At 40.7% G+C, this 23,258-nt stretch carries 26 protein-coding genes and 1 tRNA gene; 1 reads left to right on the top strand and 26 read right to left on the bottom strand.

All coding sequences use genetic code 11. The features are described 5' to 3' along the window. Positions 1 to 42: 42 nt before the first annotated feature. Positions 43 to 130, bottom strand: a tRNA-Ser gene (locus HMPREF2893_RS01545). A gap of 590 nt (positions 131 to 720) precedes the next feature. On the opposite strand from HMPREF2893_RS01545, the gene HMPREF2893_RS01540 reads away from it, so the two are divergent. Further along, positions 721 to 912 carry a hypothetical protein gene (locus tag HMPREF2893_RS01540; RefSeq protein ID WP_009732644.1) on the top strand — a complete coding sequence of 64 codons (192 nt, stop codon included), beginning with the start codon at positions 721 to 723 and terminating at the stop codon, positions 910 to 912. A 167-nt stretch (positions 913 to 1,079) separates the two neighbouring features. Here the strand turns inward: HMPREF2893_RS01540 and HMPREF2893_RS01535 are convergent, their stop codons facing one another. From HMPREF2893_RS01535 to HMPREF2893_RS01420, 25 genes are all read right to left on the bottom strand, one after another. After that, positions 1,080 to 1,964: a hypothetical protein gene (locus tag HMPREF2893_RS01535; protein WP_070673888.1), complete on the bottom strand. Its 885-nt coding sequence runs from the start codon at positions 1,962 to 1,964 to the stop codon at positions 1,080 to 1,082. An 11-nt stretch (positions 1,965 to 1,975) separates the two neighbouring features. Further along, positions 1,976 to 2,326 carry a hypothetical protein gene (locus HMPREF2893_RS01530; RefSeq protein ID WP_070673887.1) on the bottom strand — a complete coding sequence of 117 codons (351 nt, stop codon included), beginning with the start codon at positions 2,324 to 2,326 and terminating at the stop codon, positions 1,976 to 1,978. 12 nt (positions 2,327 to 2,338) lie between these two features. Further along, on the bottom strand, positions 2,339 to 2,803 hold the full coding sequence (locus tag HMPREF2893_RS01525; protein WP_070673886.1) for a peptidase associated/transthyretin-like domain-containing protein: 465 nt from the start codon (positions 2,801 to 2,803) through the stop codon (positions 2,339 to 2,341). A gap of 11 nt (positions 2,804 to 2,814) precedes the next feature. After that, complete coding sequence (locus tag HMPREF2893_RS01520) at positions 2,815 to 3,660, bottom strand: lytic exoenzyme target recognition domain-containing protein (RefSeq protein ID WP_070673885.1); 846 nt, start codon at positions 3,658 to 3,660, stop codon at positions 2,815 to 2,817. A gap of 67 nt (positions 3,661 to 3,727) precedes the next feature. Continuing rightward, positions 3,728 to 3,988: a phage holin gene (locus HMPREF2893_RS01515; protein WP_049488172.1), complete on the bottom strand. Its 261-nt coding sequence runs from the start codon at positions 3,986 to 3,988 to the stop codon at positions 3,728 to 3,730. A gap of 14 nt (positions 3,989 to 4,002) precedes the next feature. Further along, positions 4,003 to 4,287, bottom strand: a complete 285-nt coding sequence (locus HMPREF2893_RS01510) for a DUF7365 family protein (RefSeq protein ID WP_049472248.1) — start codon at positions 4,285 to 4,287, stop codon at positions 4,003 to 4,005. Positions 4,288 to 4,306: 19 nt separating this feature from the next. Beyond that, positions 4,307 to 4,996, bottom strand: a complete 690-nt coding sequence (locus HMPREF2893_RS01505) for a hypothetical protein (protein ID WP_070673884.1) — start codon at positions 4,994 to 4,996, stop codon at positions 4,307 to 4,309. A gap of 213 nt (positions 4,997 to 5,209) precedes the next feature. Next, positions 5,210 to 9,310, bottom strand: coding sequence for a phage tail spike protein (locus HMPREF2893_RS01500; RefSeq protein WP_070673883.1), 4,101 nt, complete (start codon positions 9,308 to 9,310; stop codon positions 5,210 to 5,212). Then, complete coding sequence (locus tag HMPREF2893_RS01495; protein ID WP_070673882.1) at positions 9,307 to 10,002, bottom strand: phage tail family protein; 696 nt, start codon at positions 10,000 to 10,002, stop codon at positions 9,307 to 9,309. The genes HMPREF2893_RS01500 and HMPREF2893_RS01495 overlap by 4 nt, the downstream gene beginning before the upstream one ends. Further along, positions 10,002 to 14,309, bottom strand: coding sequence for a phage tail tape measure protein (locus HMPREF2893_RS01490; RefSeq protein ID WP_070673881.1), 4,308 nt, complete (start codon positions 14,307 to 14,309; stop codon positions 10,002 to 10,004). The genes HMPREF2893_RS01495 and HMPREF2893_RS01490 overlap by 1 nt, the downstream gene beginning before the upstream one ends. Positions 14,310 to 14,347: 38 nt before the next feature. Continuing rightward, positions 14,348 to 14,473 carry a hypothetical protein gene (locus HMPREF2893_RS11145; protein ID WP_009732632.1) on the bottom strand — a complete coding sequence of 42 codons (126 nt, stop codon included), beginning with the start codon at positions 14,471 to 14,473 and terminating at the stop codon, positions 14,348 to 14,350. Positions 14,474 to 14,538: 65 nt separating this feature from the next. Continuing rightward, positions 14,539 to 14,832 (bottom strand): phage tail assembly chaperone G, encoded by a 294-nt coding sequence (gene gpG / locus HMPREF2893_RS01485; protein ID WP_009732631.1) that lies wholly within the window; start codon positions 14,830 to 14,832, stop codon positions 14,539 to 14,541. Between the two features lie 44 nt (positions 14,833 to 14,876). After that, positions 14,877 to 15,515, bottom strand: a complete 639-nt coding sequence (locus tag HMPREF2893_RS01480; RefSeq protein WP_070673880.1) for a DUF4352 domain-containing protein — start codon at positions 15,513 to 15,515, stop codon at positions 14,877 to 14,879. 87 nt (positions 15,516 to 15,602) lie between these two features. After that, positions 15,603 to 16,208, bottom strand: coding sequence for a major tail protein (locus tag HMPREF2893_RS01475; RefSeq protein WP_049506706.1), 606 nt, complete (start codon positions 16,206 to 16,208; stop codon positions 15,603 to 15,605). Between the two features lie 14 nt (positions 16,209 to 16,222). Next, positions 16,223 to 16,603, bottom strand: a complete 381-nt coding sequence (locus HMPREF2893_RS01470; protein ID WP_031575424.1) for a hypothetical protein — start codon at positions 16,601 to 16,603, stop codon at positions 16,223 to 16,225. After that, positions 16,600 to 17,004, bottom strand: a complete 405-nt coding sequence (locus HMPREF2893_RS01465) for a hypothetical protein (protein ID WP_049488161.1) — start codon at positions 17,002 to 17,004, stop codon at positions 16,600 to 16,602. Before HMPREF2893_RS01465 ends, HMPREF2893_RS01470 begins: the two co-directional genes overlap by 4 nt. Further along, the gene (locus tag HMPREF2893_RS01460; protein ID WP_049472237.1) at positions 16,997 to 17,374 is read right to left on the bottom strand and encodes a hypothetical protein; all 378 of its coding nucleotides are present in this window, start codon (positions 17,372 to 17,374) and stop codon (positions 16,997 to 16,999) included. The genes HMPREF2893_RS01465 and HMPREF2893_RS01460 overlap by 8 nt, the downstream gene beginning before the upstream one ends. After that, the gene (locus tag HMPREF2893_RS01455) at positions 17,367 to 17,552 is read right to left on the bottom strand and encodes a hypothetical protein (protein WP_070673879.1); all 186 of its coding nucleotides are present in this window, start codon (positions 17,550 to 17,552) and stop codon (positions 17,367 to 17,369) included. Before HMPREF2893_RS01455 ends, HMPREF2893_RS01460 begins: the two co-directional genes overlap by 8 nt. Beyond that, positions 17,546 to 17,836 carry a head-tail connector protein gene (locus tag HMPREF2893_RS01450; RefSeq protein ID WP_070673878.1) on the bottom strand — a complete coding sequence of 97 codons (291 nt, stop codon included), beginning with the start codon at positions 17,834 to 17,836 and terminating at the stop codon, positions 17,546 to 17,548. Before HMPREF2893_RS01450 ends, HMPREF2893_RS01455 begins: the two co-directional genes overlap by 7 nt. 16 nt (positions 17,837 to 17,852) lie before the next feature. Beyond that, positions 17,853 to 18,965 (bottom strand): phage major capsid protein, encoded by a 1,113-nt coding sequence (locus HMPREF2893_RS01445; RefSeq protein ID WP_070673877.1) that lies wholly within the window; start codon positions 18,963 to 18,965, stop codon positions 17,853 to 17,855. Positions 18,966 to 18,980: 15 nt separating this feature from the next. Further along, entirely contained in the window at positions 18,981 to 19,751 is a 771-nt protein-coding gene (locus HMPREF2893_RS01440; RefSeq protein WP_070673876.1) for a head maturation protease, ClpP-related, read from the bottom strand. Beyond that, positions 19,732 to 20,883, bottom strand: coding sequence for a phage portal protein (locus tag HMPREF2893_RS01435; protein WP_070673875.1), 1,152 nt, complete (start codon positions 20,881 to 20,883; stop codon positions 19,732 to 19,734). Before HMPREF2893_RS01435 ends, HMPREF2893_RS01440 begins: the two co-directional genes overlap by 20 nt. 53 nt (positions 20,884 to 20,936) lie before the next feature. Continuing rightward, positions 20,937 to 21,194, bottom strand: a complete 258-nt coding sequence (locus HMPREF2893_RS01430) for a hypothetical protein (RefSeq protein ID WP_070673874.1) — start codon at positions 21,192 to 21,194, stop codon at positions 20,937 to 20,939. A 13-nt stretch (positions 21,195 to 21,207) separates the two neighbouring features. Continuing rightward, the gene (locus tag HMPREF2893_RS01425; RefSeq protein WP_070673873.1) at positions 21,208 to 22,848 is read right to left on the bottom strand and encodes a terminase TerL endonuclease subunit; all 1,641 of its coding nucleotides are present in this window, start codon (positions 22,846 to 22,848) and stop codon (positions 21,208 to 21,210) included. Continuing rightward, a complete protein-coding gene (locus HMPREF2893_RS01420) occupies positions 22,845 to 23,189 on the bottom strand; it encodes a hypothetical protein (RefSeq protein ID WP_070673872.1) in 345 nt (114 codons plus the stop codon). Before HMPREF2893_RS01420 ends, HMPREF2893_RS01425 begins: the two co-directional genes overlap by 4 nt. Positions 23,190 to 23,258: the final 69 nt, after the last annotated feature.

The following is a 23,258-nucleotide window of genomic DNA, read 5'->3' as shown; positions in this document are numbered from 1 at the left end:
TGTACAAAAAAACACCACTGCTACACAATGATGTCTCAACAACGGAAGACATGGGATTCGAACCCACGCACGCTATTACACGCCTACCGCGTTTCCAACACGGCCTCTTAAGCCTCTTGAGTAATCTTCCATGAATAAAAATATGGAGCCGGTGGGAGTTTCTAAAACTCAATTATATAGCTGTTTTTAGGTTTTAGGGTCTGTTTTAGGTACTGACTTCTAAAACTTTCACGGCTCATCATTTGTATTACTAGTTTAGCATAGGTTCCAAGAAAGTTCAAGCTTAATTATAAAAGAGATATAGAATGAAGCTATTTAATAGGAAAAAATCTTTTATTTTTTTAAAAAAAGTTAGTAAAATCTCTTGATTTAATACAACTTTAGTTGTATAATATATACATAAGGTTAAGGAGGAAACCTTAGACAAGGAAACTAAAGAAAGGAAAAATAAATGTTAAGGCGAAGAAAAAAGCCAATCAAAGCTAAGACGAATAAGCTAGTAGTCAAAATCAACTTGTTCATCATAAGCATTGAGTGGCACATCGAATTCGGATAGTGAGCAATCACTATCCGCCCCTTGGTGGGGCTTGCTTTAATTATAACAGGTATCGTGATGAAAGTAAAATTTAATGTTAAAAAAACCACAGCTAGAGAAAAACTTGAGTTTATTTTAGGGCTTCTGTTGATCGTAGTGATCATTTGGTTTTTTGTGAGGTAAATATGTTAGTTGATATCAATGCTATTAAATGGCTGCTAGAAAATGCCACAGCCTATTCTATTAGTAAAAATTGTGGATTATCCACCCAAGCTGTAGACAAATATAAGAATGGTATTTCTGATATTATGAATATGCGTTTGAAACACGCAATTAAAATGACAGAATACGCCAATCAGTTAAAAAACAAAAAGTGATGGTTATTTAATCATCACTTTTTTTGATGTAAAGACCCATTGCTTATAGCAGAGAATCAAAAAAACATAGTCATTCGATTGAGGTTACAACGGACAATTTTAATAATTGCCGTTATAAGCACAATAAAAAAAGCCCCCTCGAATTGAGGGGGTGTGTGTCTTATGTATTATAGAGTTTCTGGCCACGGGTCATCTGTGATATATGACATATCAGTAAACCGCAAGTCTCCGATATCACGATCTGTTGGCACTGGGTCATCGAATTGTAAGCGTAGCTGGTTGCCGTCACCCGGCCCACCTAGATAGAAAGTGCCAAGGCGCTTGCCTTTGTCATTTGTCATAATACCCAGTTTTGAGTTAGTCGCACGAAAACCGACGGGTATACCACCGACGTTTAAGATCACCACGTTTCGCTCACGGTCAGAGCCTTGTGGAACGTAGCTGGGCGCACCTCGTCTCACGATTCCAAACCAACCCCAAGAGAGGCCACCAAAGCCGATCTCAACCGTGGAGTTTATACGTCTAAACTCGACATACGCATTAGTTTGATTTGAGTTGATATTTCTTGGTTTAATTTTGACATCTCCAAACAAGACCGACCAAGCGTTAGAGCCGGTTCCGGAGCCTTTCTTGATCCACTTCACCGCTCCGTTTTTAGCCGTGGTATCAGTATAAATTGTACCGATGTCAGCGTTTAGATTATACGGGAAGCCTTGACCTTTTAATTCCGTTCCAGCACTGCCACCAGATCCTACCGAACGCTTTAATTCCTCAAGATCGTTTTTGCTGGCCAGTTGGCTTGTGTCGATTGTCGGGATTTTAGAGCGTGTTACGAATGGATCACCGCCATTTGCCAATTTTGTATCAATCAATGCATCCAGACCCAATTCAAGGTGCTTGTCTTTGATGTTATTGGCCATCTGGGATTGCAAGGTTGTATAGGTTGGAAATAGTTCGTATGCTTTAGAGGTTGATAAAAATGAAGCCTGTTGTCCTTGAAGCACACCTATATCAACCCCAATCGCCTGAATAACTTGTTTTAGTTTATCCATGCTTCACCTCCTTAGAGGGTATTTTTAGCGGTATTATAAATCTGTGCAAAATCGGTATTTTCCAAGTCAGTAAATTTTTGACCAAGCTCTGTCATTTTAGACACGATAGCCTGATCTGCTGATCCTGCACTGTTAGCAATACGGTCTGCGATTTCTTTGAGAGTGTCAAGTTCTTCTGGCACACCCTCGCCAAGGATTGCGGTTTTCACCCCTTGAATTGCTGTTTCCAATTGTTGTTGTGTGATCCCGCCTTGACCAAGCTCAGACTTGTCAGCTTTATTAGCAAGCGTGGTCTTGATTTCTTTTACGTCAGCACCAACGGCCTGTGCAAATTGTGTGAGGTTTTGTGTGTTTAAAGTCATTTATTTCTCCTTTTAAATTTTAGCTAGGTTATATAGTACGGTTAGATCTGGGAGTTCTTCCGTCTGTGGTCTATTTGGATGTTCTGCAATGTACTTGTCGATTTCAGTCTTGACATCGTTTCTTACAAGCGAAAGAACTTCCACGCTTGTAAATTCGTCTGCTGAACGTGTGATTTCCAAACGTGTCGAGCGGTCACTTGGGAAAATATACCCGTCACAAACGACTTCTACCAAATAAGATCCAATCGGTAGGGGCTTGCTTATTTTAAAAGTAACTTTTGAATTATCTACTGTACTCTCAAATGTAGCCTTTCCTTTTTGATTAAAGATTCGTATTGTAGCATTTTTGCCGTTTAGATCACTAATAGGGCGCATTTGCTCGTCCAGTAGCTCATATCCAAAAAGTGAGGCAGAGTCGCCTTGCTTGACGACTGCCCCTCCTTCAAATTGTTTTAGGTTCGTTGAATTAATGCGCATAATTCACCACCTCAGCTATAATAATTCACCAAATCGTCCTTGTCCCAACACGAAAGCCAGACTGGTCCAAATTGGCCAAATTCAAACAAGCGCCAATAGTAACCACCATAATATCCGCCCTTGCCGGTATCTGTGATATGGGCTTCGTCTAGTTCAAAACTGAAAAACATTCCAGCTTTGAAGTCTTTGTCCGCACCGTCCGGCAAGTTGTTTCCATCCTTGTCAACCCAGTTTACCAAAGACAAGGGAATACCGTTTTCGGTCCAGTCAAAGCCTACTGGTGCTAGGTAATCACACTTGATCTGCCAGATACCGTTGACGTATTTAACTTCGTTTGCTTGGTAAAAGGCCTTATCTTTCGCTTGGACGGCTGTGTTCGCTTGATTGTTGGTCTGTGGTGCCGTATCAGCATATCGCCAAACCTCGATATAAGCTGGTTTATTCCAGCTGTAGTAGTCGTTCCAAGGATAGGTATTGATAGCTTGTCCGACTGCTCCTTGTGTCGAATAGTCGCAAGAAATGAAGTATGTATCATCGATCATCGCTCCGACATGCCCACCAGCGCCACCAGATGAAGACATATCAGCACCCCATGACATTAGAATAATATCGGCCATTTGAGCGTCCCATGGTTGGTTACGGCTCACACGATAGAAGCCGTTATTTGCGAGTTGCTGTCCAAGTGTCACTGTTGACGGCAAACCTTGAATTGGGATACCCGATTCTTTCAATACTTGCGACATGATACCAGAGCAATCCCCTGTCCCATCTGAACCGTTGCGAGAACCTAACATCGAATATGTAATCAGCCCACGACGGCTTGTAAAACCGTTAACTATAGATTGTTGTACACTCATGTTTTTTCAATCCTTTCTAAAATCAAAAGCGACTATCCAAAAGAAGATAGTCGCTAGTACGAAAATATTAATCTTGGTTAGGTTCTTCATAACCTAATGCTCGTGTACTATCACTCAATCCTGTGGTAGTTGGGTCGTTAACAATCCCGACAAGCACAAGGAAGGCAAATAGCACATTGATAAATACAAGAACTTTATCAATCGTTTGCCCGAATTCCAATTTGATGCCAAAAATATCGGCGAATGCTTGGAATAGCAAGGCTAAGGCTGGTACAAGGGCAAGCCAAAAGTTTTTATTTTTCAAACGTACATTCCAGTTGATTTTCATAGTGTTACCTCTTATTAATTATTTTTGTTTTGAATTAATGCTTTAAGTTCTTTCATGTCCTCGCTCAAGGCCTTGACCTGCTCTGCGAGGATCAATAGAGACTTATTTTGTTCATCGTGGTTATCAAGTCGTCTTACTGCCGTTAGACGAAAATCACGCATGTTTTCGATGTCTTTCTCGATAACGACCATGCGTTTTTCTTGTGCCACGACACTTCCTTTAAAATTTCCATAAATTCCAAGTAAGATCCCGACAAATCCGACCATCATCGAGATATCTTCTGGTGTAAAGTGGATCATAGATCACGCCCCTTTCTGATTAAAGTGCTGGTTGTGGTGTAGCTGTAGCCACTGGTTGAGTTTCAAGGTCACCAGAAGGTTGTCCTGGCTTCTCTTCCTTCTCTTCTTTTGGCTTGGTCCACTTCCAGATGCCAATCTTACCATTTTGGAAAAGGCTGTTTAATTGATCCAAGGTTTCGCCCTGATAAGTAAATGGTTCGGTCACTTGGATCATGACACGCTTACCTTCTCCAAACGCTTCTGTGTGGTTTGGATCTTCAACCGTAAAGATTTCTTGTGGTTGATATGTTTTACCAACTTGTCCAAGATCTACTAACTCAAGTCCACGCTTAAAGATTGTAGGGTCCATCGGATTGTCAATATCTGTTACACGAGCTAAAAGATTCCAATCAGCAACGTCCTTGATCTTCTGGATTTGGTTCGCTTTTTCTTCGTTGTCTTTGGTTAGAGCTTGGATTTTAGCAATAGCATCATTGTTAGCTTCGACAGATTTGTCTAGCTCTTTCTTGATCGCTACGACTGCGCCAGATGTATCAAGCTCCATGCGCACGATGTTCAATACTGCTTCAACCAGTGTCGCATCATCTTCGGTCATGCGATTTGTTGGCAAAATTTCCTCAAAGACACGGTACGGGAAGTCTTGCTTGATTGCTACTTTAGTAGTGTTAGCTACTGCATCGTATGATTTAAATTGTACTTTATAATCCATTATTTAGTTACCTCGTTTTTATTTTTGATTTCTTCAAAAAGATCCTTCAAATCTTTATCAGATTCAAGGATAGAGCGATAGCTTTCAACTTCCTGAGCAAGTTGCGCTACAAGTTGTTGTGACTCAGTGAGTCGAACCTTAAATTCGGCCTCATTGATTGATTTGCCAGTTCTGTGATGATTGCTACATAGTTATTTTCGTTCATTACAGCTCCTATCTGTAGTTATATTTCGAAAGAACACCACCGATGTGTCTTTGAGCAGCACTGTTTTTAAGATCCCAGCCATATTTTTGCAGGATACCAAAACATGTGAGCAGATCCCATAAATAAGTTCCAACACTTCTGTGATTACCATCTGCTGTGTAGATCATTCTAAAATCAGATGCAATCATTTCGGAATATGTTGTACCATTTAGCGGTGCAATTCTAGGTTTACCAGCATTTTGAATGATCCAACCTTGCTTGTATTCACTGTGTTGTAAATACAATTTATCTGCATAAAACTTAGTATAATCTTCAACATTTTCATTCGTGCTGTTGTAGATTTCAATACCACTAAATGTCCTGTTCCCACTATTTTCCGTACCATCACGGTTTGACCCGATGATGGTTTTTGAAAATCTGTTCCCGTTTTCGATATGCGTTCCATATCTAATAAACTGAGTAGGAAAGTTGTTGAAAACACGTCTGATAACTGCTGTGTCAGTCAACATATTCATCGCACTGTTATCTAAATCAAATACCAGAGATCCAGTATTTGATTCGAGTCTTCCGCCTTTAATACGCTCTGCAGAAATGTCAATCGAAGCAAGTTGAGTGATAAAGGCTTTTTGGGCCATTAATTCTCTGATAAACGCTTGATTAGATACCAGCTTGTTAATCATGGCAGAATCTACTAGCATTTTATCAGCTGTTACTGAGTTCGAAGCTAAAATCGGTGTGGTGACTGAACCGGCTTTCATATGGCCGGTTTCCACGCTTTCGCTTGCAATATGACGGCCTAAAATGGATCCATCAACTACCATGTCACCTTTTACCTTGATCAATTGAGCGATCAAAGCAATTGCTTCCGGTTCTTGTACCAGCAAGGAGCTGATGGTCCTTCCATTGATGCTCTTGCCTGTGCCAAATGAGATCTGACCATCTGTGATGTTGATGTCTGTTTTTTTCAAAACTCCATCAAATTGGCTGATGATCGTTGCCACTTGCCCATCAACTGTTTGCTGATAATTCGCAAAGCGCCCGTTGATGCTGTCCTTGAAATCATCTAACTTGTCATTGAGGACAGAATTTTGACTAGATAATTTCTTGTTTGTCTCATCTGCTTGAGTTGCCAGTTTGACATCTGTTGAGTGTGCTTGCTCTTCAATCTTGTTAGTAAGTGCCTGTTCCTGGGTTGCAAGTTTATTGTTTAACCCTTCTGTGGCATATCTCAGATTATTCCCAAACTCAGTTGAGAATGTTGAGAATTGACCATCAACAGTCTGCTTGTATTCAGCAAGTTTGCTCTCAATTCGTGAGTTGATTGTATCCAAGCTGTTTGGTTTGTATGCTGGAACTTTAGGCCCTTTGACTAAAATTGGCTTACGAATCCAAAAGTGTGCATTGTTGACTGCGTAGAAGTATAGAGGGAAACTTCCGGATGAGTCAAATTCAAAATCAGTTGCCAGGAATGTGAACTCAGCTTTCAACCATGTATCTTTTGAAGTTGTTTTGTCTGCAAAACTCTTCCCGAATACTTGCTTATTGTTTGAATGTCGTTTAAGCGTCACTGCTATGCCTTTATCACATTCAACATCACTTCTCACTTGATATTCAAAACCTAATGAGTAGTATTCCCCTTGAGTCATTTTGTTGATATACAATGGGAATGTGGGGCCTGCCCATGTATAGGAATTTGCAGGAGATCCAGACACTTTCATTTTGAAAGTCCCGTTCTCTACTGATGCAATTCTGGTTGACCCATTGTTGGGCGCTGTATATTCAGTTAAGCTATCAGCTAATTTCACAAGGTTTTCTTGGTCAATCTGACTTCCTAGAGCTTCAATTCTTCTTGTGATTCCCTCAGAGTCTTCTGTGTACTTATTCTTGGAAATATAATTCTCAGATAGATTCTCACGAATAGTCTTCAGGGTGTTGCTTGTCTGCTCTTCTGTGTATCGCTTCAACCTTGTTTCAAGGATTCCACTTTCTCCTGTGTATTGTTCAAGTGCTGTTATTTGAGTTTTGAGACCTTGTGCTGTACGTTCAAAAGATGCTGAAGCATTTGTGATAATGGCTTCCTGATCTTCTGGAGCAGGTCCTGCGTCTGTTCTGGTAGTGCTTTGTGTTAGCTCTACCTTTTTAAACGAAATCGAACCTGCTTCACTATATCCGATAATGATGCGCCAAAAATCAAACTCATCGCTTTTTTCTAAAGCTGGAACAGAAACTTTGAACATTTTCCATTCATCAGTCAATTGAAATTGAGCATAGATTCTTTCTGGATTGTCTCCAGATTTATGGTTCTCACGCAAAGAAGCCCAAACTGTACCTGATCCACTGTTTCTTTTAGCATAAAAAGAAAGTGTGTAAGGCTCGCCTTTTTCTAGATAGTCTAGAGCAGTTGTTTTTGATGTTGCCCAGCTTGGTGCAGTGCTAGAGAATAACTGTGCTTGCTTCCAAGTGTTTGTACTACCTGAAATAGTATAGACTCCATTTTCTGCTGTACCAGTTGAATCACTTGAATCTCCATGAGCAAAAAACCACAGACCACGAGTGAAATCATAGTCTTCAGCGTAGTTCCTTGAACCAACTTTTAGAGTTGTGAACTCTTCTTTGACTCCTGCCACTGTCTGCTCAACATAAGAGCGATCTGCCTTGCCATTTGTGACATTGGTCAGGTCAGAGATGGCTTTTTCTGTGGTCTGCTCAAAGCGTGATTGTGCGCCTTGGATCCCAACAAATTGGCTTTGCGTTTGAGCCTTGAAATCATTGATCAACTTCTGGATATCAGCATCGCTAGTCTTTAATTGATCAGTAGTAGTTTTCAAACCTTGCATCTTAACTTCGATGCCATTGTACTGAGCTTTAAACTCTTCTACAATTTCATTCTTGTTTGCTTGGTTTGCTGCTGCGATCTTCTGAGTGACTTGTGCTGAAATTTCTTGCTTGACTACTTCAGCTTGCGCTTTGGCTTGTTCGATCCCATCTGTGATTTTATGTTCCAGCTCTTTTGCTTGCTTGTCATACTCAGCATTAGCATTATCTACAAGCTTCTGCACTTTCGCTTCGTATTCAGCATCATAAGACTTCATTTTCTTATCAACGGAATCGTTGACCATTCCCGAAATAGAGTCTGCTAAAGTTCTGGCAACTTCACCGAAACCGATGCTGACAAGTTTGATGCTCATTGGATTAAACTTGTATTTCGTGATCTTTTTACGCAAGTCTACATCATAGTCCTCATGGAAGAGGCTCACAATGTCAAACATGTGTACTGGTTGATCTGCCTGACCTACAACATCAATCTCAAGGCTTTCTTCGATCATGTCGCACAGAGTTTCACGGAAATAGCGCTTTCCGTATTCCTCAAGTGTTTTTTGATCCACTACATCCTGATCTTGTACTTCCATATCTGCTTCATAGATATGTTTGTATTTATTGATCAGTGGGCTATCGATGGTCACAGTTAGGATCTGATCTTTCTTTCCTTCCTCGTGGGCTTCGATAACCTTTTTAAAATGGATCCGTGTTCTCAACTCTTTAGTGGATTTCGATTCTTGAAACGACTTCATGTTTTTCTTGTAGGCAAACAATGATTCGTTTTCGATTCCACCATTTTCTAGCAATCGGACACTGTACTTATCCCGGACAAGGTCTCCACCCCACTGCCCAACGATAGAGTGCTTGTCTTTGGCCAAGGCTTCCATCGCTGAGATATCTTTAAGATTGAGGGTGTGTTTTGACATCACATCGGAAAAAAATGTGAATGGTGTTTCTCGTTTAAATCCGGCAACAAGCGCATTCATTACGGTTGCTCCATTAACACGATCGACATTGATCTTGTTGATAGAATAACCATTTAACAATGTAGCTACTTGATTGGCGTATACTGTGACATATCCGTGTTGCTTTTCGACTTCAAAGATAGTAAAGTACTGTTCTCCGTGCAAGTCATCAGCAACTAATTCTGTTTCCGGAATTAACAATGCCCATTTGGGGTCTGATGTGGGAAATTTAAAGGTAAGCTGATAGGTGCTGTTAGCTTCCTGGACGATTTCAGAGCTAAAAGCTTCGTTAAGAGGGAAATTACCCTCTTGCAGATAGATCATACTTTATACCTCCAGTTCCCTTTGATTGTGATTTTTGAAACCGTTCCTGAAACTGCAATCCCAGACATACCTGGAGCAATTTCGAAGAAACCGCCTCGTTTTCTCAATGTATTTTTCAGATTTCCATTTTTGTCGTAAACATTTTGTTTTTTGTGACGACAGTCAATTGTTGCCTTTGTATCAATCGTGAGTTGCATGGTTTGCTTCCCAATGGTTAGAGAGACATCACCATTGCCCTCGATTGTAATGACAGGTTCAGAATATACCGTTCCTGGATTGTTTACTGTGCCGTTACCTGCTAAAATGACTGCAGCATCATTATTTAAGTAACGGAATGGATGCATCTTTAACTTGATTTCTAAAGTCCAAGCATGCAAGCCGTTTTGTTTAAATGATGCGCTCTGGAAATCAGCATAAAAAATAGAGCCTGGCCGATGACTAAACTCTATTTTATTTTCTTCCGGCTTGAATTGATTTACAATCATTTCGATTTCGCTTGTTTTGACAACGTATAAGCTTACTGTCTTATCGTACCCATCATAAGCTCCATCGTAGAGATTATAATCTCCATTGGCTCCATAAATCGTATTTGATTCGACCCTTGGTGTGGCCGTCTGGTCTTCTCCGAAATCCGTCACATAGCAGTTTGGGATTGATCCAGTGTCAAATCCATTTATAATCATGTTAAACATTAGATTCCCTCCCTAGCCATGATTTTAGAATATCTTTGATAGCTGTTTTGTGCTAAAACATCACCGTCCAGATAGGTTTCTGACGGTTTTTCAAGGATAGCAGTAAGGATCTTTTCTAAACTTGCTCTCAGAATTGCGATCTCAGCAACGATATTTTCACCAGTGTAGCTGTTTCCTGTGGATGTTTCTTTAAATAAAAATTGCTGGCTTGCATTTTTCATTTCTCGCAAGAATTTGGCATCTTCCGGAATTCCGACCCCTGTTGCATATCTTGGGAAGCCAAGATTTTTCATCAGTCGCTTAGTTCTATCAGCTCGCAATACTTTTGATCCACGAGGCAGGTTGAGGACAACATCCCGTCCATCTGGTATAAACGAGCTTCCATCTGGTAAAGTTACCATTTCTTTATAGACCGCATTCCGTTGGTCATTGACCATTGCAAGTCCACCTTCGTGGTAGTCTGTACCATCTTTAAAACCAATCGCGGCTGCTGCTCCACCAATCATCCGCCTTACGACATCAATGTATACTGTCTTACCTTGAACGCTATTGATATTTGATTGAGCGCTCCAAACAGGGCCTGCAGTATTATCTTGTGCATTGATGCCCTTGAAAGGACTTGGAGTGCTATTCCAAGCGTTTTGATTTTCAATAGCTTGCCGTGCAGCAGTTATCGCACCAGTTGGATCACCCAACTGCGGTTTAACTGGACTAGGTGTACTATTCCACTCTTGCTGTTTAGCAATTGCTTGGTTAGCAGCGTTAGTTGCGTTACTTGCATCGGCAGTAAATTGTTTTGTAGGTACTGCGAATCCGTTATACAATCCCAAAGCGCCCATAGCTTGGTTAGTTCCAAGGGTAACACCGTCTGGAGTTGCAATCAAATCCGTCTTGTGGTCAGTTGGTAACGTTAAGATGCTAGACATCGCACTAGCGATAGCGCTCTTGGTCTTATCTTCTGCATCTAAATTAACTACGTGGGCCATACCAGTTAGTGAGTCGACTGCTAGTCGTACACGTTCAGCCTTGTCGCTCGCAGCATCCTTTAAGATGAGTTCTTTCTGCTCTGGTGTGAGTGTGTTCCAGCGTTCGATGATTGCTGTAGCACGTTCACCAGATGAGAGAAAGTCAGTGTTCTTCATCAAGAGTTCCTTGACTGCCGCTGGCATTGCGTTGTACTGTTCCAGCAATGTTTTACTGTCAAGGACGGCTTTCATACCTTGGTTGTTACCGACTACTAACTCTTTCTCTTGTGGGGTTAAGCTATCCCACTTGCCAACCTCAACCAGTGCTTGTCCGATCGTCATCTTAGCGTTAGTCTCAAGGTTTGCGTGCTTGAGGATAAACTGCATATTCTCCCAGCCATTTTCAGCTTGGAGCGCTTTAGTTACTTCCTCTTGCGCATTGGTCTTGACTTGTCCAGTCTTAGGATCAAATACTAATCCATTCCAGATGTTGTTGGCATCTTTGGTCTCCTGCGACATATTTTGCACGCTCTTAGCAACCATACCAGACGAACGACCCACGATGTCGGCGAATTGGTCTGCCTTGGCCATCATCTTATCATAGTCAAGTCCAAGTTCTGCCCAATCCTTGCGCATCTGATCAAAATACATCTTACGTTGTTCGTCGTTACCGAAATTAAGAGGTACTTTCTTACTCCATTCCTTTTGAAGAGCAGCATACTCACGGCCAAATGCTTCCATCTTGGACTTGTGTTGGGCATTTAGTTTTTCCATTTCCTTGTTGTATTCGGACTGGCTATAAATCCTCTTTTCGTGAGCATCTTTCAATGCAGTCACTTGCTCATCATAGAGCTTCTGTTCCTCTTTGAGCCATTTAGCTACGACTCCTGTACCTTTGCGTAGTTGAGTTTCATTTAGATCACTAATCTGGCCATTCATGGCTTTCATAATTGCAGTACGTTCATCGGCAGAATATTTCTGCAATGATAATTGCTTGTCAATAAATTGGTTTTCGTAGTCGTAGATAATCGCTTGTTCTTCGCGAGTGATCTTTCTGTGTTGGTCAGATGCGTTTTGATAAATCTGCACAATCTCATCTGTCATCGACTGGATGTTTTTCTTTTGCTGTTCTGCTTGCGCTACAGCACGTTTTTGGATTGTTTCACTCGCACCAACTTTTTCAAGACCTTTGAGAGTCTTCTCAAGATCTTTGTCGATCGCTTTTTGGATATCATCAGCAAGACCTTGCACACTCTTACGTACATTTTCAACCGCTTGTGCGCCACCTTGACCAAATCCAACGGTAGCCTGATGGACTTCATCGACTTTGGATTTTAACCGTGATAATTCTTGGTCCTGTAGTTTGCTTACGCTTGTACCCCACGTTTGAGTGCGTTCGTTTGCGTCTGCCATTTCTTTTGCTACTGTAGCAATCACACCAACAGCAACACCGCCTATTAGGACTCCCCAGGTGACAGGGTTCCCAAGCAGTGCGATCCCTTTTGCTAATAGACCAGTAGAAGCTACTGCACTTTCTGCAGCAGTGCTAGTTGCAGTGATTCCGGTTGTTGCAGTTTTAAATGCAGAAGAAAGACTGCTACCTTGTTTAAATAGTTGGAATGTCTTGCCTAATACAGAAAGCCCATCACCGACTTTACCAATACCTTGAGTGAGGAAGCCGATACCTTTAGTGATTCCTCCGATAACTCCGATACCTTTGCCAAGGATTGATAAGGCTGGACCTGCGCCTGCTGCAAGCAATCCCCATTTAATGATATTTTGCTGTTGAGACTCGCTCATTTCACTAAAAGCCTTGGCCATGTCAGCCAGTTTTGAAATCCATGGTTTCACAGCCTGCAAACCTGAATTCATAGCTTTTAACAATGGACCACCAAATTCAATTGCCAGATCAGTCACCTGGTTCTTAAAGATCTTCAACTGGGATTCTGTTGTCTCGTAACGTTTCTTAGCTTCGTTTGTGAGAGCTGTATTTTCTTTCCACGCACTATTTGACCTACGGACAGCGTCTCCCATCTTATCCGATGCAGATGCAAGAGATTTCAGCATATTACCTTGACGAATACCTGTCATTCCAAGTTCATCAAGAATACCGTCCATATTCTTGCCTTCATCGTGTGCACGTTGTAGACCTTTAATAAAGGCTTGCAATGCATCTGCTGGTTTTTGTTTCCAAGCTGTAGAGAATTGCTCTGCCGTCATTCCTGCAGTTTGTGCGATCACTTCTAATTTCTCTTTCGCACCTTCACCAACACCAGCTACTGCCTTACCGATACCAGTAAGGGTCTGGTTCATCGCAGTTCCCCCTGCTTCTGCTTCGATACCTACACTACTCATCGCAGTCGCAAGACCAAGAATTTCTGGTGTAGTCAAACCAGCTAGCTTACCGCCTGCTGCCAAACGGTTGGTCATTTCGACAATATCACGCTCTGTTGTGGCAAAATGGTTGCCAAGATCTACTACTGCTGATCCAAAATGCGCAGACCAGGTACCCAGATCTTTCCCAGAAACTTGCATGATATTCCCGATTTTAGCAATTGATGATGCTGCTTCTTCAGAACTTAAGTTTGTAGAGACACCAAGATTGATCATGGTCTTAGAAAAGTCCTTGATTGCTCCAATTGGTACCCCTAATTGTCCAGCTGCTTCCGCAACGTTTGCAATTTCAACTGCACTTGATGGCATTTCTTTTGCCATCTCACGAATACTAGCAGATAGTTTATCGAACTGTTGCGGTGTTCCATCTACAGTCTTTTTGACTCCTGCAAATGCAGTTTCATAGTCGATTGCAGCTTTTAAGGCAAATCCAGCACTTGCAATCAATGGAGCTGTTACTCCTTTGGTTAGTGTCCCTCCAAAGTCAGAGACATTTTTTCCAAATTTTTGGATATTGTCTCCACTTTTAACCAAATTCTTCCCAAGGGCTTCCATTTTACCTGAAAAGCTATTTTCACGTCCAACAGCTTTCAAGGCTTGCTCTACTTTGTAGAGTTGTCCTTCCATTGCTGATAATTTTGCATTTTCTCGCTCAATATCAGCAGCGGCTTTGTCAAATTTAGCAGATCCAGGATCAAGTTTATCGAAGTTCTGCTTCATCTGATCGAGTACTTTTTTTTGCGCTTCAATGGCCTGTCCTAAAGACTTATATTTTGCTTTTAGGAGTTCTGTACTCTTACCATTGTTTTTCAATGTGCTATCGAGCGCTTTGACATTATTTTGGAAATACTTCACAGCGTTCTTTGCACTTGTTAAGCTAGGATTGAACTTTGACACGTCCAGCCCTAGTTCTATATACATTTGTCCTAGTGGCGTTCCACCTGCCATTTTTCCTCCTTTTACAAACAAAAAAGCCCAAAGAGGCTTTATGCTTCCATTTCTCCAAAAATGTCAGCCAGATCTAAAGACGCATTTTCGGTTTGATCTTTATCAAGATCAATAATTCCGATCAGATCTTCCCAGCTTAATTCCATCACATCATGGACATTCATGTTATATGGTCCATCAGCAACTTCCTTAACGAATTTGTAGAAACGTTTTAATGCATTTTTAGGATCTATTTTTTCCCCTTTGGGTCCACATCACCCACAAGATGAGCATAAATTTCTGTGAACACTTCAATGATTTTTGCAAAATCAGTATGTTCTAGCAATTGCTCTACTGTCACATTTTCAAATAGTGAGGCGATGAATCCTAATTGTTGATCCAATTTTTCGACTTCTGTCTTGTCTGATGTGAGTGAGTCGTTCAATACAAGGTAATCACGATAATCACGAGTAGTAATTTCTTTACTAGAGTAAAGTACATCTTCTCCAGCTTCGTTCTTCATGGTAAATGTAATTTTTGACATTGTTTGCCTTTCTATAATTAAAAAAGCACCGAATGGTGCTTATTTCATTTTGTCCAAATTTTATTTAAAAATTCAATTTTATTAACATCATTATTAGAATTATCTTTGTTCATCGCATAGACTATTGCGATAGTTGCCTTTCCTCCAGCTCTAATCACAACACTTTTTTTAGATTGGACTGCGACAGTGTCGTCATTAGTGATAACTGAGTCGTATGCGAGATAATTTCCTTTATCATCACTTACAAGCATTTTCCCTGGATTGATTTCAATGTTTGAAGAATCATTATTGGTAATAACCAAAGTTACTGTAACTGGTATAAAACTATTAGAGTCATGCTCCATTGCCAGCATTCCAGAGGTTTGTTTTTTGGGTTCATTGACTGTGATTTGAGTTTTGTCAAATAGAACTCCGTCCCCAAATTTGTAGCTACTCAATGAATTCATCCCAAGAACGAAATCATTTGCTTCCAGAAATAAATCGTGATCTACGTTTGATACGTATGTAGAGAGCTTATCTTTTACCATCACAGCTCTATCTTTTTCTTCCTTTACGCTCTCCAATTCCTTGTGTGTCTTAGAAAGTTGATTGTTGGAATTTACGAGCATAATGGCAAGTACAATGGAAACTAGAGTAATCATAATTGTTGACGTCAACAAAACTGTATTTTTCTTATTTTTCATAACAAAACCTCCACAACTTATTATATCAATAATTGTAAAGGTTTACAATGATATAAAGATAAATAAAGGGGCTAAATGCCCCAATTATTATCCTGCTGGTGCCATACCAAGTTTGGCTTTTAATTTCTTGATTTTTGCTTCATCGCTACCGAAGTACATTGTACCGTACTTATTCTTAGTTTGCTCATCAGTGCTTGCGCCTGCGGCGAATGATACATCTGTAGTAGCAAGCTCATCAGCTTTATCTTTGATCGTGTTAAGATCGATTGCATCCATTGACAGATTTCCTTTGTAGAATCCGTAGTAAGCTCCACCACCATCTGCAGTGTTTGATTCGAGCAAGATAGCGACATCTTTTGAAACTGTGTCAGCTCCAAAGTCAAGGATGTCATCATCGTTTTCGTAGCCTAGAGCTTTAACGTAAAGCGCTACTGGAATGTCCAAGAGACCAAGATCTACCTTGACATCTCCAACCCCACGGTTGTTTACATGGTAAGCGATGTTGCTTCCAAATGTTTTTGTAGGGTCAACGGCAAGACCGGAGATCTTAGCTGTTTGAGTCGCACCTTCTCCTTTTTTACCCTGGATAATGAAGAGGTTTTCTCCTTCTGTTGGGGTTTGATTCCCATCCAAAATGCGAACTGTCAAACTTTTAAAACCGACTGTCGCTGTACCTTGTTTTTGTTGTGTCATTTTAAATTTCCTTTCTAATAATCGTCATACAGTTTGCTCTTCCCTTTGTAGGTCCTAGCATCTGCATAGCGTTTGATTTCAGGGATCCATTCATCGAGACCCCCAGCAATTTGATAGAATCCTTGTGACTCCATCACCTTTTCAACTAACCCTTGCAATTTTTTGCATTCAATTCGGTTGGTCGATTCGACATTGATTTGATAAAGAAATGTTTTTGAAAAGCTTGTATTGCTTCCCTGGTCACTTTGGATAGGTGGCCCTAGTGGGATAATAACAATACTCGTCTGATCTGTTGGTAAGGTTTCAGGACGCTCAAATGATTTGATAGTGATCTTAGAAAGTTCCTCATCGCTCATCAGAGCATCATATATTTCTGATATCTTGTCTTTAATCATCCAAGCCCTTCTCCTTTCAATTTAGTTGCTAACCTATATTTAAATTTTTCTTTGTTGGCTTCCGAAAATCTTCGGATAACACCAAATCCCCTTGGATGGGCCTTTTTGGCATATCCAAATTCATTCAAATGCTCCAACCGCCAACGTGAGCCAGCACCAAAACCAAGTTTAACCATTGGCACTCCTTCAAAAGCACCCGTTACATTTCCGACTGTTGCGCTTTCGATTGTTTCTCCGGTCTTTCTAAAAACTTCTAGAGCCACTTGAAAATCTTCGAGTGTTTCAGTTGCTGCGCCTTTCAAAGCTCTATTCGCAGACCTTCTCACTTTCGCATCGCCAAGCTTTGCTTCTAAATTCCGGATGACTTCATCGAAGCCTCTTAATGTAGCGCCACTAGTCATTTGATCCACCAATAACAACAATTAAATAATCACGGTTGTCATAATCGGGACGAACGTCAATGATCTGCCATTTTTTATTTTCTAATCGGTGATCATTCACTTGTACAAAATGCTTATTATCAGGTTGATAGCTTGTTAAAGGGTCTCTAATTTTTAAGGTCATCTTTGCAGTCATTGATTTCCCCGTTGAAATTTCGATATCCTTTAAACTAGGTGAGTAGATTTTTGCGAATGTATAAAATACTTTCTCAAAGCTCACATCCCTGCCATCTAATCCTTCAAGTACTTTTGAGTTATAAAATTCTACTGGAGTCCTTAATTCACTTGTATTGGTTTCTGGTTTCTTGTATTTAAACTCAGGCTTATTCATCTTCCACAACTACATCTTCGTTTAGATTTTCCGAAGCTACTAAATCGTATTCTTTAACAAAATCAGGTAATTTCTTCATCAATTCATTTTTTCGATCTTCATCAACTTCAAAAATGTCTCCAACGTGTCGAACGACATTTTCTTTCAAGTCGAAGAAATCTTGGATTGTTTCTAGCACTCTTTTCCTCCTATTGGGTGGTTTTGAAGTGATAATTCAAGGAGTTCTCCTTGAAAATTTGCAAAGAAAAACTCGACCTGATCGTTGTACAGATATCTTGCACGTTCCAAGACAAGCTCTTCAGTGCGAGAATCTGACAAATCAAAAGCTCCTGTTAAGTCGAGAATTGCTTTTTCGGATGAAGTCAACATCCTTGAAAGATTCTCGTCTTCTGCATCATGAAAGATTTTCATCCGCTCCTTGAATGTCCCTAGAAGCGGATGAAGTTGTTTTGTTTCTTCCATTCGGTGTCACCACCTATTATTTAATTTTCAATACCCAGACAGCAGCAGTCTTTTCATCGTGAGCCTTACCGTAAGCAAATTGCTTAGCAGTGTAGAGGTTCAAATCTTCGAGAGCATAAGTCTCGGTGAAGCGACCAAACTCGATTCCACCACCTACGAAGGCATCGTAGCGCCCTTTGACAAATGTAGTCACTTTACCAGCAGTTTGAGCAACTGATTCAACCAAGATCAAGTTGTATGGCATTGCAGTCACATATGTTCCTTGAGCGTTTAATGATGTGTATTGTTTCTTGACATCCCATGCATCCGCTGGGTTGACTACCATCACAACATTACCTTCAACTGCCACTGGATTGCCATCAGACTTAACAGAGTGATGTTTGTACACCGCAGTCAGTTCTTTGACAACTGTTGCAGAGTCAGCAAATGTAAGGTTCGCAGTTTGGGCCTCTTTTTCTGCGAAAGTTGTTTTATTGCCAGCCGCAGTTCCAGTGAGGGTACGAGAAAGACCGATAGGTTTGCCATCTCCGTCACCGTTCAAAAAGGCAGCTTCCAAAGCAGCAGCGAACGCTTCTGTGATTTGAGCAGATACGAATGATTGCAACAAGGCAGGTCCGAATTTTTCAGAATCTTTAGGGATGACTACAAATGCTGTTAATTTGTTTTGAATCGCTTCTTCTTCGTTGAAGGCTTGTTTCAATTGACCTTGAATTTCCCCATTGATCTTGCCCCAAAGAGCTGTACCAGTTTGGGTTGATTTAAGGAATTTAAGGCGGATGCCAGCATTTCGCAATCCGATGTGTTGCAAGAGTGGGCGAGATTTTACCATATCATCAAAGATACGGTCGATAGTTTCTTGCGGGAAGAGTTTTTCTACTCCAACAGGGGCAGTTTTGTCGATGTCGTTGAAGAATTCACGAGATTCTGCTGACATTTTTGCATCATAAGGATTCATTTGCGAAACTTCCTCATGAGCGGCGTTGCGAGCTTGTTTCATCATCTCATTGGTCATCGACTCGATCATTTCATTATAGAGCTTCGCTTGTTCTTCTTGAGGTGCACCATTTGTTACAGCATTCAAAAAGTTCTGGCGAATTTCATTGAATTTGTTTGATAATTGCATTGTCATTAGTATTTTTCCTTTCTAAAATGCAAAAAGACCGAACCCTTTCGGTACAGCCTTGTTTGTGTTATTTTCGCTACTTTCTGGAAAATTGAATTTTTTCTGTACAAATTCGCTATTTTCAAAAGTCTCTTTTGCGATTTGTCGAGCTTCTAGCTTATTAGCTACCAGCTCAGCGATTTTATCAACATCAGGAGTCATTGCTGACTTCATTTTTTCAATAAAATCATGTGGAATCATTGGAGTTTCGCTTGCAGCAAACGTAGGAGCGATTTCTTCAGCAAACATGATCTTGTCAGCAAATCCTTGATTCACTGCTGATTCAGCATCGAACCAGGTTGTCTTATCCATCAGACTTAATAAATCATCTAATGCTTTTCCTGTTTTATAGATATAAGCATTTGCGATTGATTTGTTAAATCCTTCAAGTACTTCAGCTTCATGCAGTAGAGCATTATGATCTCCACTAACGTTTGATGATACGTTGTGAATCATGATTTGGGCAGTAGGGCTAATCTCCACCTCATCACCAGCCATCGCGATAACGCTTGCCGCACTTGCAGCAATGCCCACGATCTTAACAACTACTTTCCCCGAGTAGGACCGCAAGGCGGTGTAAATTTCGCTACCTGCATATACATCTCCTCCTCCTGAATTAATGTGAACTTCTATGTCCTCACCAGTTTCAGGAAGTGCTACGTTTTTAGGAGCTGTGTAGTCCCAGCCGAACCAATCATAAATCCAACTGTCATTGTTTGATACAATGGTTCCCTTAATCGGAATCACTTTCATCTTCTTTCTCACCTCCCTTCTCTACATCCTCACCAAGTTGATAGTTTTTGGTGATCAGAGGCTTGTCGCCCCACGGTACAGCTTCAAGACCAAGTTCCTCGCGAACCTCATTAATGAGCATAGACCCAGAAGAAATCAGCTTGTCAATACTTTGAGCAAGCGAGAATTTGTCCCTCTGACCTTCTCCGACAATGACAAGACGCTTGTTCCCCCTGTGCTCGCTTTTGCTTAGCAAAGCGAAGTTCAGGCCATCGCTCATCTTCTTAACAAGTGATTGATAGCAATAGCTATTAAACATCTTCTGGCTATTCTCTAAATTTGCCATATCTCCATGCATCAGCGCAGTAGGAATTCCTAAGATATCGGCCACTTCATCATCAAATTGCCGACGAAGTTTCTTCAACTCGTCTACAGAAATATTTGATGTACCTGTAGTGTTTGTTAACTCAGAATATTCCATTCCTTCTTGAGCTGGAACTATCGCAACCGTTTTTGTTGTAAACGACTTAAAAAGACCATCGGCATATCTCTGCATCTTCTCACGCTTTTTGTCGTCGAAGCTTGCATTTGTCCTTGTGCTAAGGACTCCACGGATTTGATTATTACGAGCTAGTGCTTCTACTAGACGGGTATGTAGTTTCTCGTAGTCGTTAAACAACTGAGTAAAATACTCTTGTAGCCGATTGTTGTTGTATTGCAAGAAAATAACTTCATTCATCTTGAATGATTTTTTGAAAGTATAACCCTGACAAGTCACAGCAGTGAATGTATCATCATACACAGCATACTTTTGACGAATGTACGAGTCTGCAATCAATAACTGATCATCATTCGACAGAAAGATTAGCACTTCATTCTTGGTCAATAAGCGATAGATAGCTTTTTGCCAAAATTCAGAAGCTGATTCATTCTTGTTGGGCCTAACATTTAGCAGATAATCCCAATCAGTAGCCTTCTTCTTTCCGTTCTCGATGAACTTGAACTCAGACCTTGCAAAGATGCGGGCTACAAATTCAGCAGCCTTATCAATCGACAAGCTCTTTAGTTGCAGATTTCCAAAGATCCGCTCCAGCTCATCAAACTCAAAACTTGGTTCCGGAACTTCTCGCTTGAATAAATTTAGCCATCCCAAGGCACCTCCTCCTTTCTAAGATTTTATGCCTACCACCCACCCGGGATTTTCCCTTATCGCTTAAAGAAAGGTTTCTTAGAGCGTTTTAATTCTTTCTTGATTGACCCAAACTCTTTATTTGTTTGTTCAACATTTTTGGCACAAATCTCTTCATGCCGTTTTAAAGCTTGATTCAAAGTATTCAATTCGGATTTGAGGTCACCAACTTTATTTAATAAGTGCATGTTTTCCGCACTTAATACAACCAACTCACATTCGAACTCATGGATCTTTCGTTCGAGCATTTGTTTCTTCTTAATACGTTTGTTCATTTTGTTGTCCTTTCTAAAATTCCCAATCTTCGATCACATCAAGAAAGTCTCCAACAGTACTTTCTTGAATGATTTCTCTCTTATAGAGAGCAGCAATAAAGGCATGGAAACCGTCAGTCTTTCGTCTCAACGGTTCCTTTTTCAAAAATCTCTTGTTTCCGTCCTTGTCTTCTTTGACAAAGGTATTATCGGTATACCAGAGCATTGATTTGTCGTTTTCAAAAATGAATCTTTCGTTCGCAAATCCGTCCTCAATAATTGGAGCTACCTTTGACTGTATCGCTCCTGGATTTCGTAAAAATTCATATTCGAAATCAGCTTCTTCCAGCAATGGTTTCAGCAGATCCATTCGAAATCCGTCTGCGCAGACAATTTCGATATTGTACAGCTTGCGCCACTGAATCAATTTATCAACAAGTAATCTTGGATCTATACTTGGACCGTCTACGATAGTAAAGAACCCTTGCTCCTGCCATTCACGGATTGGAGCCTTGATCTTAAACATATCCAAAAATTGTTTTCTTGCAAAACTGTGTTGCTTCCAGATAAATTCATCACCGTTTTTAAAGAGTAGTCCCACACTTGCAAAGTCTCTGATGCTTGCGTAGTCGAAACCAGCGACACAAGATCTTCCTGATAGATCTATCCCAGGGCTTCTCAATGCAGCCATTAACTTTTCACGAGTGGTCACATCTTTTTCGATGTCTGCTTCTGGTAGATTCATCCGTTTTGTCATAAACTCTTGTCTGCCTGACGGTTCCAATTCCAAATCATCATAGTCAGCTTTCGTTCTGGCCAGCAGACGCTTGGCATAAGGAGTTGTTTCGTCCAGCATAGGATTCGCTTTTGCCCAGTTGCTCATATCATCCACTTCTTCCGGATCGTCTAGTTTGCAGATGAACGGAAATAAGCGGAACTCCTCAAGTTCTCCATTCAAGATTTTCATTGATTTTTCGATCATCTTATCGTAAAACCCTTCACGGACATGTCCATTGGTACCGTTATAAAAGGTGCGAGCGTGAGCAATCTTACCAAGTCCTGATCGTTGGATCTTAACAGCAGAGTCATTTTCAAATTGGTGAATTTCGTCAAATTCAAGGCAACCATCACGGGCTGAGTCCATTGTCTTTGGATTGTTAGTCCGATAAGAAAAGACCGAGTTGTTCCCTCGGCCTGTAATAGACATTTTTGTTAAATAAAAATGATCTTCCAATCCTCTTCGCTGAACAGTTTCATAAACCTCCTCAAAAGATACTTTCCCCTGTTTCTCCGAATTGGCTGTGATCGTCACGTCATAATCTCGAATTGGATATAGTGGGCTGATAAAGAATGCATCTCGACTAGACATGAAACCATTCTTACCACCCCCACGGGCCAAAGTAAGAAGAAATTCATCAAATTGAGGTTCGCCATCTTCTTTCCTGAAAAGAAAGATGAACGGTGTCAAGAATTTTTGATATTTAGCAAGTGGAAAGAAATTCTTTTCAGTGAACTGAATATATTTTTCAATCAATTCATTGTGAAAATAAAGATCATCCCTTGGATATATCTTTTCTTTGATGATTTTGAATAGCAGTGAGCGCTCTTTGTTGACTTTGATTTTTCCAGATTCAGCAAGTTCAATGTATTCATCAATCAGAGGATGAGAAATCACAATAGATCACTTCCGTCTGATGGTGGTTTCTTCTCGACTGGTGAATTTTCAACCTCAAAGTCAAATGATCGCTCAATAGCTAGTAGCTGATTGCTGGTTGTATTGATTTCTTTGATCAACGAGTTCGCTTTTTGAAATCTTTGCTGACCGTTATGGACGGTGATGACCAATCCATCTTGTTTGAGCCGTTCTTTCAACTCATACAGTAGACGGACCAGGTAGAGATAGCGATGAACTTTCTCGTACTGAATCGCATCTTTCTTTCGTGCGCTGAAATTGTCGATTTTGGAAAGTAACTGATTTTCCAATTCTTTTATATTTTTTTCTGAGTATTCTTCCATGAGCCCCCTCCCCCTTAAAAAATAGTGCTTTGCATTTGGACAATCGACCCCTCCCACCGGTTCCCAGAG

The organism is Streptococcus sp. HMSC072C09, assembly GCF_001813105.1.
Classification (GTDB): Bacteria; Bacillota; Bacilli; order Lactobacillales; family Streptococcaceae; genus Streptococcus.
This window is presented reverse-complemented; position numbering and strand designations above follow the sequence as displayed.